Annotated in this window: 8 protein-coding genes; 3 read left to right on the forward strand and 5 right to left on the reverse strand. The window is 65.5% G+C overall.

Features of this window, described 5'->3' with window-relative positions:
* Positions 1-241: 241 nt before the first annotated feature.
* From RA164_RS00260 to RA164_RS00280, 5 genes are all read right to left on the reverse strand, one after another.
* Positions 242-2,608, reverse strand: coding sequence for a TIM-barrel domain-containing protein (locus RA164_RS00260; protein WP_329741991.1), 2,367 nt, complete (start codon positions 2,606-2,608; stop codon positions 242-244).
* Between the two features lie 26 nt (positions 2,609-2,634).
* Positions 2,635-4,212, reverse strand: a complete 1,578-nt coding sequence (locus RA164_RS00265; protein WP_329741992.1) for an alpha-amylase family glycosyl hydrolase — start codon at positions 4,210-4,212, stop codon at positions 2,635-2,637.
* 52 nt (positions 4,213-4,264) lie between these two features.
* Positions 4,265-5,776 carry a tryptophan halogenase family protein gene (locus tag RA164_RS00270; protein ID WP_329741993.1) on the reverse strand — a complete coding sequence of 504 codons (1,512 nt, stop codon included), beginning with the start codon at positions 5,774-5,776 and terminating at the stop codon, positions 4,265-4,267.
* A gap of 132 nt (positions 5,777-5,908) precedes the next feature.
* The gene (locus RA164_RS00275) at positions 5,909-8,827 is read right to left on the reverse strand and encodes a TonB-dependent receptor (RefSeq protein ID WP_329741994.1); all 2,919 of its coding nucleotides are present in this window, start codon (positions 8,825-8,827) and stop codon (positions 5,909-5,911) included.
* Positions 8,828-8,847: 20 nt separating this feature from the next.
* Positions 8,848-8,976, reverse strand: coding sequence for a hypothetical protein (locus RA164_RS00280; protein ID WP_329741995.1), 129 nt, complete (start codon positions 8,974-8,976; stop codon positions 8,848-8,850).
* Between the two features lie 288 nt (positions 8,977-9,264).
* Between RA164_RS00280 and RA164_RS00285 the strand changes: the two genes are divergently transcribed.
* From RA164_RS00285 to RA164_RS00295, 3 genes are all read left to right on the forward strand, one after another.
* Entirely contained in the window at positions 9,265-10,914 is a 1,650-nt protein-coding gene (locus RA164_RS00285; RefSeq protein ID WP_329741996.1) for an alpha-glucosidase family protein, read from the forward strand.
* Positions 10,915-11,169: 255 nt separating this feature from the next.
* Complete coding sequence (locus RA164_RS00290) at positions 11,170-12,234, forward strand: LacI family DNA-binding transcriptional regulator (protein WP_329741997.1); 1,065 nt, start codon at positions 11,170-11,172, stop codon at positions 12,232-12,234.
* Between the two features lie 124 nt (positions 12,235-12,358).
* Positions 12,359-13,519: an acyltransferase family protein gene (locus RA164_RS00295; protein WP_329741998.1), complete on the forward strand. Its 1,161-nt coding sequence runs from the start codon at positions 12,359-12,361 to the stop codon at positions 13,517-13,519.
* The last annotated feature ends 110 nt before the right edge of the window (positions 13,520-13,629 follow it).

A 13,629-nucleotide genomic window follows, 5' to 3' on the forward strand; every position in this document is an offset into this window, starting at 1 on the left:
GGTGCTTCTCTCCCCTGGGCGCTGGCCGGGGTTTCCGCATCGTCGTGCCTGCCGACCCGCATGCTTCTCGGTCGCGGGTCCCCTGCGGCACCCTGCACGGGAACGGAACAACGCGGACAGGCCCCTCAGTGTCTGGGCGGTGGCCGCCACGCGGGCCGGCGCCCAGGTCCGGCATAGGCGTGCGTGGCGATGGTGTCGATCGGCCGGGCGACCATCCGCGCTGGATGGCCGCCCGGGTGAATCAATGCGCCGTGGCGCCGTGCAGCGTCACGCTGCGCGCCTGGCCGGACGTCAGCCGTACCCAGGTGACCGGACCGTAGCGGTCGGTACCGGTGGCCCAGCCCTCGCCGGTGGCGGCCTTCAGCGCATCGGCGCTGGCGTAGGCGTGCAGGCCACCCTGTCCGCTGTCGACGCTCCTGGCGGTGATGCCGTGGATGGCCACCAGGTAGTCCTTCAGGGCCGGCTTGTAAGTGCCGCTCGGTGCCTTCGTGGTGAATGTCACCTCGTTGCCCGTGCGTTGCGTGCCCAGCTCCTGCGAGAAGTACACGCCATGTTCGTAGGCGTAGGTGCTGCCGTCGTCGTCGTAGTAGTCGAAGCGGGTGGCACGGTCGGCGGGGAACACCTGCACGGTCACCTCGGTCACCGGATGCTCGCCCACGTAGTCCATCACCGGCTGCATCGGAATGATGGCGCCGTCGCGGATGAACAGTGGGATGTCGCTCCAGTGGGTCGCATCGACGGCATAGGCGATGCTCTGGCCACCCTGGTAAACCTTGCCGGTGAACCAGTCGGTCCAGCGACCGGCGGGCAGGTAGATGTGCTTGACCGTCTGGCCCTGCTTCACCACCGGGGACACCAGCAGGCTGTCGCCGAACATCCACGCGCTGATGTCGTTGCGCACCTTCGGGTCGTCCGGCCAGGCGAAGGTCAGCGGACGCACCAGGCCGACGCCGTCGACGTGCAGGCCATGCTCGTAGGCGTAGATGTAAGGCAGCAGCGCGTAGCGCAGGCGGATCGCCTTGGTCGCCGCCGCCTCGGCGATCGGGCCGTAGCGCCACGGCTGGCGCTTCTCGTCATGCGTGCCGTGCACGCGGAAGATCGGGGTGAACGCGCCGAACTCGATCCAGCGGGCGTAGTTCTCGTCTGACGGATGCCCGTTGAAGCCGCCGCCGTCCATGCCCCACTTCATTTCGCCGGTATCGATCGCGCTGAGCATGCGCTGGCGTTGTGCGGCCATGCTGGCGAAGCCGGTGTTGATGTCGCCGGACCACAGACCGTAGGCGTAGCGCTGGGCGCCCAGGTAGAAGTCGCGGTTGATCGACCACACGCGCAGCGGCGAATAAGCGCGCTGGCCGTCGTACAGCGAACGCTCCATGTTGAGGAACTGGGTGCTGGAGCCGGTGTCGTCGGCTTCGTCGTTCCACCAGCCGACGATGCCGGTATCGAACGAATGCTTCAGTGCGGCATTGAAGAACCACGCGCGCACGGCAGGCTTGTCGAAGTCCAGCTCGCGCACCGGCTTGTGCGAGAAATAGTCTTCCTCGGCGGGGAAATCCGGGAACCAGAAGTCATGCGCCTGGGCGTAGCGGCCCTCGACCGTGTCCACGTGGATGCGCGGCTTCATGATGCCGGTGAGGTGCATGCCCTTGGCGGTGAGTTCGGCCTTCAGCTTGCCGTCCGGGCCACCGGGGAACTTGGTGGCGTTCCAGCGGAACTCGCCGTAGTTGTCCTGGCCCCAGGCTTTCCAGTCGAAGTCGATGGTGAAGTTGTCGATCGGAATGTGCTTGGCGCGATACGTGTCGACGATGTCGAGCAGTTCCTTCTGGTCGATGCCCCACTGGCTGTTGGTGAAGCCCATGGCCCATTTCGGGAACATCGGCGACGGCCCGCTGAGCTTGGACAGTGCATCGAAGATCTTCGGCGGCGGGCCCACGATGATGTCGTAGTCGACGTCCTTGCGGTTCAGCTGGTCGATGCTGGCGCTGCCGCCGACCAGATCGAAATGCGCGCCGACGGTGTCGACCAGCACGCCGTAGCCGCGCGTACTCCACACGAACGGCGCGCCGGGGTGGCCCTGCTGCCCGGCGACGGCGATCTGGTTGCCCGCACGCAGGATGCCGCCCGGTGCCGGCTGGAACGCATCGTAGCCACCGATGCCGTAGAACGGGTCGCTGCCGTCGTGGTTAAGCACGATGCGGCCGGCCATCAGCGTGGTCGGGTCGGTATGCAGAAGTTCGTGCCCCTGCGCGTCGGCAACGATGAGCCGCGCCTTGCGCTTGTCCCAGGTCACCACCATGCCGGCGGTGCTGAGCGTGACGTCATGTGCGTCCTGCTTCAGGCTGGCCGTGACGTTGCCGGTGAGCACCGGGTGCGGGTTCATCACGATGCCCGGCGGGGTCTGCTTGCCGTCGGGCATGCCATGCACGTCCAGCACGTTCGGTGCCAGGAAGCGGATCTGGATGCGGTCGGCGCCGCGCGCCAGTTCCAGCCCGTGGGTGCTGGCATGGTCGAGATGGAAGGCACCGTCGTCGAGGCCGGAAGCCAGCGCCGGCACGGTGGACATGAGCAGGCCGCAGGCGGCCATCGCGCGGATCATTGTTTTTTTCATGGTTCGTCCAGTGAAGTCCAGGCGGATCAATGCAGGATCATGGTGGTGTAGGGCGGCAGGTGCAGCGAGCCGTGGTGCAGCGTCGCGGTGGCGCCGGTCTGCAGCAGGATGCGGCCGAAATCGTCGCCGCCGCTGCCATGCACCGCGATCGTTCGCGGCCTGCCGGACAGGTTGTGCACCACCAGCACATGCGACTGCGCATCCTGCAGGGTGTAGGCAACGACATGCACGTCGTCGACCGGGTAGGCATGCAGCACGCCGTCGCGCAGCGCGCTCACCTGCTTACGCCAGCCGATCAGGGTGCGATAGAGGTTGAGCAGCGAGTGCGGGTCAGCCTGCTCCGCTTGCACCGAGACCTGCGGGCCGTCGCCGGCGGTCCAGGGTTCCCAGTGGGTCTGGCCGGGGCCGTTGCCGCTGCGGTACCAGCGCATCGGTTCGCGCAGGTGCGGGTCCGGTTTCTGGCCGCGCATGCCCAGTTCCTCGCCGTAGTAGACGAAGGCATGGCCGGGCACGGTCATCAGCAGCGCGGCGGCCACTCGCATGTGCGCCATGTTGCCGCCAAGCTGGCTCATCACCCGCTCCTGGTCGTGATTGGACAGGAACGGGGCGTCGTCGAAATGGCCGCCGTCCTCCTTGCGGTAGGCGGCGTCGACATAGGCCATGCCGCGGCCGATGCCCAGGTCGCGTTCCTGCTCCACGCTGGTGAGCAGCTGTGTGGACAACGGGAAGTTGAACACCGCGTTCAACTTGCCCATGTAGGGCGTGAGGTTGTCGGGGTTCTGCCGCCACACCTCGCCGACCAGCCATACGTTCGGGTCGACCTTCTTCAGACCCTGGTCGTACTCGCGCCACCAGGCGAGGTTCTTGGCCAGCGCCACCGGGCTGTGCATGTCGCTCAGGAAGTTGTCGTAGATGTGCTGCGCGGCATCCAGGCGGAAGCCGTCCACGCCCTGACGCAGCCAGAATTGGCCCACGCCGATCATGGCCTTGCGCACGGCGGGGTTGTCGTAGTTGAGGTCGGGCATATGGCTGTCGAAAACGCCCAGGTAATACTGGCCGTTGGGCGCGCGGTGCCACGCCGGTCCGTAGGTGGGGCTGAGCGCATGCAGGTCGGTGCCCGGCTTGGCCCACACGTACCAGTTGTGGTGCGGGTCTCGGGGATTCAGCGCGGCCTTGAACCAGGGATGCTGGTCGCTGGTGTGGTTGATCACCATGTCCATGATCACCTTGATGCCGCGTTTGTGCGCGGCGGCGATCAGGCGGTGGAAGCCCTGCATGGTGCCGTACTGCGGGTTGATCGCCTCGTAGTTGGTGATGTCGTAGCCGTGGTAGCTGGGCGAGGCGTTGATCGGCATCAGCCAGATGCCGTCGACACCCAGCGACTTCAGGTAATCCAGCTTGGCGGTGACGCCGTTGAGATCGCCGATGCCATCGTGGTTGGTGTCGTACCAGCTGCGCACGAAGATCTCGTAGTACACGTCGGACGGCGCCGTTTTCGAGGCAACCGCTGGGGTGGGCGTCGTGGCCCGGGCGGGCTGTGCATAGCCGATGCCCAGCGCAAGCATGGCGACGAACAGGCGAGTGACGGTGCGGCGACGGATCATCGTGTACTCCGTTGGATGAGGCTGTGGCCGGGCGTTGCAGGTGCCGGGCGCATCACGCCGGCACCTCGCTGAAATGCCTGGCGATGAACTCGGCATGCGTGGGCATGGTGGCCACGGCGCGCTGCACGATGGTGCGGATGTTGCCGAGGAATTCGTCGAGCTGCGCCTGCGGCAGCGCATCGGCGAGCGGGTGGTAGCGTTCGGGCACGACGCGCTGGCCGATCAGCACCTGCAGCCAGCCCATCTCGGTGAACAGCTCCTCGCCCTCGCGGAAAATGTGCGCGTGCTGGCGGAACAGCTGGATGCGGTGGGCCAGGTCGCCGGGCACCGACATGTTCGCGCACTCGCGCCAGAACGGACTGTCGTCGCGCTGGTTGGCGTGATAGTGCAGGATGATGAAGTCGCGCGTCTGTTCGTACTCGGCGCGGGTCTTGCGGTTGTATTCGGCGATCAGGGTCGGGTCGAACGAGCGGTCCGGGAACATCGTCAGCAGGCGCGCCACCGCCGACTGCATCAGGTGGATGCTGGTCGACTCCAGTGGCTCGATGAAGCCGCTGGCCAGGCCCATGGCGATGCAGTTGCGGTTCCAGATCTGCTTGCGGATGCCGGTGTGGAAGCGCAACTGGCGCGGTTCGCCCAGCGCGGGACCTTCCAGGTTACGCAGCAGGATCGCGGCGCCCTCGTCGTCGCTTAGGTACTGGCTGCAGTAGACATGGCCGTTGCTGGCCAGCTGCTGCAGCGGAATCCGCCACTGCCAGCCCGCCCGCTGTGCGCTGGCCTGGGTGTAGGGACGGATCACGGCGCCGTGCTCGCTGGGCACCACCAGCGCGCTGTCGCTCGGCAGCCAGTGCTTCCAGCTTTCGTAGCCGGTCTTCAGCGCGCCTTCGGTCAGCAGGCCGCGGAAGCCGGAGCAGTCGAGGAAAAGTTCACCGTCGACGATCTCGCCGTTGTCCAGCGTGACCGATTCGATGAAGCCGTCGGTATCGCGCAAGGTGACATCCACCACCTTGCCCTCGGTACGTACCACGCCACGCTGCTCGGCATGCCGGCGCAGCAGCTGGCCGAAGCGGGCTGCATCGAAGTGGTAGGCATAGCGAATGCCGGTCAACGGACTGTTGCCGACCTTGTCCATCCGCGCGAAGCGGTTGGCGTCCGCGGCACCCGCGTTGATCGAATACGCCCACAGGCCGGGTGCCTGCGGGTTCTGCCGCCGGCTGCGCAGCCAGTAGTGCTGGAACGGCAGCAGGCCCAGCGGCAGGCCGATATCGCTGAAGGCATGCAGGTAGCTGTCGCCGAGCTTGCCCCAGTCGTTGAACTGCACCGCCAGCTTGATCGTGCCGTGGCTGGCACGCAGCAGTTCGTCTTCGTCGATGCCCAGGAAGCGGCCGACGTGGCGGATTTGCGGAATGGTGGCCTCGCCGACTCCGACGGTGCCGATCGCATCGGACTCGATCAGGCGGATCGAAAGCCCGGGACCAAAGGCCTGGGCCAGCAGCGCCGCGGCCATCCAGCCGGCGGTGCCGCCACCCACGATCACTACCTTGCTGATGCGTGAATCATTCATGTCGTGTCCCATGCCCCTTCCATCATGACGCCTGCATACCGGTCCGGCGTGCCCGCGATGCGGAAAAAAAGGCCCCGTTGGTTTTTACGCAACGGGGCACCGGGGGAGTCACGCTGAATCGTGTTGCCGTGCTTACTGGAACTTGTACGACAGACCCAGAGAGTAGGTGCGGCCGTAACGCTCCCAGATCAGCACCTGACGCGGATCTTTGTTCTGGTACGTGGAGAAGATCTTGTTCGACAGGTTGGACCCGGTTGCGATCAGGGTCAGGCCCTTCAGCGAGCCGTGCTGGAAGCTGTAGCTCACCTGTGCATCGTAGGTGCTGCCGCCCTTCAGCGACTGCTCGATACGCGATGCGCTGATGCCCGACACCTCGCCCAGGAAGTCCGAACGGTAGCTGTCGCTGATGCGTGCCTCGAAGCCGTCATGCTGGTAGTACAGCGTGCCGTTGGCGACCCACTTCGACAGGCCCGGCACGGTGATCGGCGACGGGTTGTTGCCATACACCAGCGAGCTCTTGGTGCGGTCGCCGGTGAGGATCGTGCCGAAGCCGTCCAGTTTCGGAGTCAGCAGGCCGAACGGCAGGTTCAAGGTCACCTGGGCACCCTTCACGTAGCCATGGCCGTCGTTGGTCGGGCCGGACACGATGCCGTAGGTGGTACCCAGCTGGGCCTGCTGCGCGGCGTTCAGGTACGAAGGCACGAAGGCGCTGAAGTTGTACAGGTACGACGCGTTCGGATCGATGTAGTCACGCAGGCTCAGGAAGTAGCCCGACACCGCGAAGTAGCCGCCACCGCCGCTGCGGCAAAGGTCCGAGTTCTTCGAGTCGGCCGAGCTGCACTTGTAGCCGCTGATCGGACCGGAGAAGTAATGCTCGTAGCTGACGTTGTAGTTGTCGGCCATGGTCGGCAGCAGCCTGGCATTGCCGCCCGAGGAGCTGAAGAACGCCTGGTTCGGATCGGTGGACGTCAGGTGCGTGATGTTGCCGCTCACGCTCTGGCTGGCATTCATCTGATCCATGCGCGGCTGGGCCATCGTGCGGGCCGCGCTGAGGCGGATGTCGTCGCTGCTGGTCAGGCCGAAGATCAGGTTGAAGCTGGGCAGGTAACGGGTGTAAGTGGTACCGCCGCTCACCGGGATCAGCTGGGTATTGCCGCCGGTCACCGAACTGTTCGGTGCCACGCGCTCACCCGTCGAGGTCTGGGTGGTGCGGTCGATCTGCAGGCCGAAGTTGCCGCGCAGGCTGACATTGCCCAGGTAGGTATCGAGGTTGAACTGGATGTACGGGTTCAGGTCACGCTCGTGCACCTTCCAGTTCGGCGGGATCGGCAGCGACGACATGAACACCGGCACTTCGGTCAGGGTGCCGTTGGCGATCAGCGCGAACGGGTTGTAGCAGGTCTCAGCTCCGATGCCCATCCAGGCCAGCGGATCGCAGCTGCTGCCGCCCTGGATCGGTGCTGACATCACGGCATTGCCGCCGCTGATGAAGCCGCCGCCGAGGGTCAGGAAGTTCTGCTCGATGTTGTAGGTCTTGTTGCGGGTGCTGTGCGCGATGCCGAACTGCATGCTGGAGAACGGGCCGCTGGTGAAGTCGCGCTCCACGCTCAGGCGCAGGTTGGCCAGGTAGTCGACGGTGTGCGGGGCATTGATGAAGCCGGCCTGCACCACGTCGTTGCCGGCACCCCAGCCGTCCGGGTCGGTCAGCACGGCGCTGGAGGCGTAGTCGATCGACGGGCTGGCGTACAGCATGCCGTTGCTCAGCTCGCTGAAGCCGACCGTATCGGTGGCGCCGGTACCGTTGTAGCCGGTGCCGGAGTAGCTCTCGAGGTTCACGTCGCGGCGGGTGGCGCGCGAGTAGTTGGCATCCAGGTCGGCCGACCAGTTCTCGTTGATGTGGAACTGGTTGTCGAAGTTGAAGTTGAAGACGCGGGCCGATGTGCTGTTGTAGTCGTTGCGGACGATCGGCTTCACGCCGGTATACGTGCCGCTCTGCACGAACGTTCCCTTGGCGACGGGGTCAGCCACCACGTTGCCCGGCTGAAGCGTCACGTTGGAACCCCACAGCAGCGGCAGCTCCATGCCCTTGGCCTGCTGCACTTCCTTGAAGTTGTCGTAGGTGACATCGACGGTGCCGGTGTAGAACTGGTTCGGCTGCCACTGCACGGTGGCCAGCAGGCCGTTGCGCTTCATCGAGTCGGTGATGCCGTAGTTCTTCGCGCCGCCGACCACGTAGGAGCCGTTGCTGTCGGTCGGATAGCCCCACGGTGCCTGGTGTTCGACCTGCGACGGGTTGTTCTCCAGGTCCACGCCCAGGGTCACGCCCACGGTGTGGTCCGCGAACTGGTGTACCCATACGCCGTCGAGGTTGTAGCCCTTGTTGCTGACGCCCTTGCCCGGGGACAGCTCGTTCATGCCGTTCCAGATGTACTTGGCATTCACCGCCGCTTCCGGGCCGCTCTTCTCGAGCGGGCGGATGGTGTGCATGTCCACGGTGCCGGCCAGGCCCTGGCCGATCAGGTTGGCTTCGGGGCTCAGGTGCACCACCACGTTGTCGAACCAGCTCGACGGATACTGGTCGAACTGCACGTCGCGGTTGTTGGAGGTCGACACCTGCTGGCCGCCATTGATCAGCGCGGTGGAGAAGTCGGGACCCAGGCCATGGATGGTCAGCACCTGCGGACGACCGTCCACGGTCTGCACGGCCAGGCCGGGCAGACGGCCCAGCGCGTCGGCGATGGAGGCGCCGGGCAGCTTGCCGACCTGTTCGGCCGACACCGCCTCGACGATGGTGCTGGCGTTGCGCTTCAGCGCGGTAGCGTTCTCGATACTGCTGAGGAAGCCGTTGACCTGCACGGCAGCCATTTTCTTGACGGCGTGCTTGCCGGACTTCGCATTCTTGTTGTCGGCCTTGGCGTCCTGCGACTGCGGCGCCTGGGCGTCCTGCTGCGAAGCGCCGGTTGCCGGCGCGGTGCCGGCATGGGCCGCGCCGAACATGCCGAAGCAGACGGATGCGATCGCCACGGCCAACATGTTGTGCTTCAGAACCATGTGTTCCCCTCCCACGAAATTTAGGTGTCGCCGCTGATCTTTATTTCCTGGATTCCCCGCGCTTCCGTCGGCGACGACCGTCGGCAGGTGCGCAGCCAGGCTTTATCCGGCAGCGTGGCCGCATGGTAGGCCGGGGATTTCGTGGTCATGCATTTTTTGCATACGTATTCATGCAAGCCCTTTGCGCCCGTTTTTCGCGATGCAACATGGGCTTGCGCAGACCTTGTGCGGCAGGTCGCAAGTGCTGCTGCTGCTGACGATTGCGCTGGCAACGTGATTCGTGCGTGAGCGCTTGCAGGGCATGGCGTGACGCAGGCGCAGCAAGAATGAATACGTATGCATATGCATGCAGGTCGCCCTGAGGCTGCGGCTAAGCTGCATCGCATTCATCGACGGGCGACGACACGCCCGCCTCATGTTCGTGGGGGCTTGTTTCAATGACCGAAGTACCGTGGTGGCGCGGAGCCGTCATCTACCAGATCTATCCACGCAGCTTTCAGGATACGGATGGCGACGGCGTGGGCGATCTGCCAGGCATCATCGAACGGCTCGATTACGTGGCCAGCTTGGGTGTGGACGGTATCTGGATCGCACCGTTCTTTACTTCGCCGATGGCCGATTTCGGCTACGACATCGCCGACTACCGCAATGTGGATCCGCTGTTCGGCAGCCTGGCCGATTTCGATGCGCTGCTGGCCAAGGCGCACCGGCTGGGCCTGAAGGTGATGATCGACCAGGTGCTGAGTCATACCTCGGCCGAACATGCCTGGTTCCGCGAAAGCCGGCAGAGCCGCGACAACCCGAAGGCCGACTGGTACGTCTGGGCCGACGCCCGTGACGATGGCGGTCCGCCGAACAACTGGCTGTCGCTGTTCGGCGGCACGGCTTGGCAGTGGGAGCCGCGCCGTGGCCAGTACTACCTGCACAATTTCTTGACCGCCCAGCCGGATCTCAACTTCCATCATCCGGACGTGCGTGCGGCCGTGCTGGACAACGTGAAGTTCTGGCTGGACAAGGGCGTGGACGGTCTGCGCCTGGACGCGATCAACTTCTGCTTCCACGACGCGCAGCTGCGCGACAACCCGCCCAAGCCGAAAGACAAGCGCGTGGGGCGCGGCTTCAGTCCGGACAACCCCTACGCCTTCCAGTACCACTACTACAACAACACCCAGCCCGAGAACATTCCGTTCCTGGAGCAGCTGCGCGTGTTGCTGGACCGCTACCGCGACGTGGCCGCACTCGGCGAAATTTCGTCCGAGGATTCGCTGGCGACGATGGCCGAATACACCAGCGGCCGGCGCCTGCACATGGGCTACAGCTTCGAGCTGCTCACCGACGATTTCAGTGCGGCCTATATCCGCGGCACCGTGCAGCGACTCGAGCAGCAGATGCGCGAGGGCTGGCCGTGCTGGGCCATCTCCAATCACGACGTCGAGCGCGTGCTGTCGCGCTGGGGCGACGGTCATCCGTCCGCGCCGATGGCGAACATGCTCACCGCGATGCTGTGCTCGCTGCGCGGATCGGTCTGCGTCTATCAGGGCGAGGAGCTTGGCCTGACCGAGGCCGACGTGCCCTACGAAGCGTTGCGCGACCCTTACGGCATCGCGTTCTGGCCGCAGTTCAAGGGACGCGACGGCTGTCGCACGCCGATGCCGTGGCGCGACGATTCGCATGCCGGCTTCAGCAGTGGCGCACCGTGGTTGCCGGTACCGGAAGAACACCGCGTGCTGGCGGTTTCGCATCAGGAAAAAGATGCGTCGTCCACGCTCAACGGCTTCCGAGCCTTCATGCGCTGGCGGCGCGATCAGCCGGCACTGCGCTGGGGCGAAATCCAGTTCCTAGATACGGTCGAACCAGTGCTGGCGTTCGTGCGTTCGCTGGGCGACGAGGCACTGCTGGTGGCCTTCAACCTGTCGGGCGAGGACATTGCATTGCCGCTGGCCGTGACGGACACGCTGCCATTGCTGGAAGGGCACGGTCTGCCGCAGGGGCGGGCCGCCGGCGGCGAACTGCGCCTGCCCGGCTACGGCACGGTTTTCGCGCGACTGGATGCCGCGCAGAGCAAGGCCCTCGATCCGATGCGTTGAACCTGCGCCTGCGCTGCAGGCCGCGGCAGACGGGTTCGGTGCATGGGCGTACCAGCGGCCATCGCATACGTATCCCTGGGGTTCGTGATGCGCTTCATGCATGGGGCCGAGGGCATGCAACCGGGTGCCATGCGGTGTGAGCAGAACCGGCCTTGCTGCGCAGCAGCACGGGATTGCCGCGATTGCGGCTAGGATCAAAGCGTAAGCGCGGTGCAAGCAAGCTCCGCCTGGCGTGTGCGGGAACTCCTGGCAGGCATGGGTACGAAAAAAAGAGTCACCTCGTTCGATATCGCTGACCTGGCTGGCGTGTCCCAGTCCACGGTGTCGCGCGCCTTGCGCGGCAGTCCGCTGGTGAACGAAGAGACGCGACGTCGCGTGCAGGCCGCGGTCGAATCGCTCAACTACACGGTGGACAAGAACGCGTCCAACCTGCGCCGCAAGTTTTCCGGCACGCTGGCGCTGCTGTTCTTCGAGGACCCCACCGCCGACGAATCGCATATCAACCCGTTCTTCCTGTCGATACTGGGCTCGATCACCCGCGCCTGCGCGCGGCAGGGTCACGACCTGCTGATCTCGTTCCAGCAGATGTCGCGCGACTGGCATGCCGACTTCGCCGACAGCAAGAAGGCCGACGGCATCATCCTGCTGGGTTATGGCGATTACCTGGTCTATCGCGACCGGCTGGAAAAGTTGGCGGCGCAGGGCACCAGCTTCGTGCGCTGGGGGGCCGTGCTGCAGGGCCAGCCCTACGTCACCATCGGTTGCGACAACTACCAGGGTGGACATGCGGCCGCGACGCACCTGGTCGAACAGGGCTGCCGTCGCATCGCCTTCCTGGGCGATGCGTCCAGCCACTACCCGGAATTCTTCGAACGTTACCGCGGTTATGCGCATGCGCTGGAAGAGCACGGACTGGTGGCCGAGGCGATGCTGCAGGTCGATGCCGAAAGCACCGAAAGCTCGGGGCACGATGCCATGACCACCCTGCTGGCGCGGCATGTGGAATTCGATGCGGTATTCGCCGCCAGCGATCTGATCGCGATCGGTGCATTGCGCGCGATGGGTGCGCAGGGCGTCAGTGTGCCCGGCGACGTGGCGCTGGTCGGCTTCGACGACATCCCGGCCTCCGGCTTCGTCAATCCGTCGCTGACCACCGTGCACCAGGACACCAAGCAGGCCGGCGAAGTGCTGGTCGACAATCTGCTGCGGCTGATCCGCGGACAGCCGGCGGAAAGCACGGTGCTGCCGGTGAAGCTGGTGGTGCGCCAGTCCAGCCTGCGCCCGCCGACGAAGCGGCGTGCTGCCAGGAAGCCGACCTAGGGATCGCTGACCGCGCTATCCTCCCGGCGTGTTCGTGTGCCGGTGCGCCGTCGTCCCGCCATGCTCGGCGCAACGACCGGATCGACGCATTCAGGCGTCAAGCCAGGCTTCCAGGGGGTGGTCTTTGTCACGTGTTTCCGGTCTCGATCTGCTGCGCGCGATCGCTATTGTCTGGGTGATGGTGTTCCACAGTTATCTGGCCGGCTACATGGGCGGCGGAGTGCTGCGCTGGAGCGGCTGGATGGGCGTGGACCTGTTCTTCGCGTTGTCCGGATTCCTGATCGGCTGCCAGGTGTTCGCGCCGCTGGCTGCGGGCCGGCGACTGGATTTCGTGGACTTCTACCTGCGGCGTAGTTTCCGCACGCTGCCTGCCTATTTCGTCGTGCTGGCGATCTACGTCGCCTGGCCGGCGGCGCGCGAAACCAGCGGCATGATGCCGTTGTGGCAGTTCCTCACCTACACGCTCAACCTGTTCATCGACCCGGGTCGCAGCGCCTTCTCGCATGCCTGGTCGTTGTGCGTGGAGGAACAGTTCTACGTGCTGTTCCCGCTGCTGGCGGTGCTCCTGGCATGGCGCGGCAGCTGGCGCCAGACCGCACTGGTGATGGCGCTGCTGGTGCTTGGCGGCATGCTGTTGCGGGCCGTGCTGTGGATGCATGGCCTGCAACCGGTGCTGGCGCGTGGCGGTGATGCCAGCAGCACCTATCTGCGCCTGCTGTACTACCCCACCTATGCGCGACTGGACGACCTGCTGGCCGGCGTGGGGCTGGCGGCCATGCGCTGCTACGGCACGCGCGGCTGGGCCTGGGTCCAGCGTCATCCGAACGGTGTCGCCGGGCTGGGTATCGTGCTTACCGCGATCTGCATGGCCGGCTTCGACGGGCATCGCTACAGTTTCGCGGGCAATGTCTTCGGTTATCCGCTGCTGGCATTGGCGATGATGGCCCTGGTGGCGTCGGCCGCCACTGGCCGCGGGGTGCTGTCGCGGTGGCAGGTGCCTGGGGTTCGCTGGCTGGCGCTGGCGTCGTACAGCCTCTACCTGAGCCACAAGATGGTCTACGGCGCGTTGCACAAGCATTTCGCGGCCTGGGTCGACGGCCACGGCTACGCCACGGTGTTGATCTATGCCGCGGCCGTGCTCGCGGTCGGGGCAGGTCTGCACTACGCGGTGGAGCGACCCTTCCTGCAACTGCGCGAGCGGGTACGGCGGTGGCGCAGGCAACGGCTGGAAGCGAGTGATGCCGCTGCGCTGGTGCCGGCCGTGGAAAGCGTCGCGGTCGACTGACAGAGCGCCAGCCAGAAGCTCGTCGATCAACGCGTCCGCGCCGCAAGACCCATCCGCGATGTCACCGGTGCCGGTTGGCGGCGGGGTCTATACTGGGGCGTGGTGCCGGT

The organism is Dyella sp. A6, from assembly GCF_036320485.1.
Taxonomy (GTDB): Bacteria; Pseudomonadota; Gammaproteobacteria; order Xanthomonadales; family Rhodanobacteraceae; genus Rhodanobacter_A; species Rhodanobacter_A aluminiiresistens.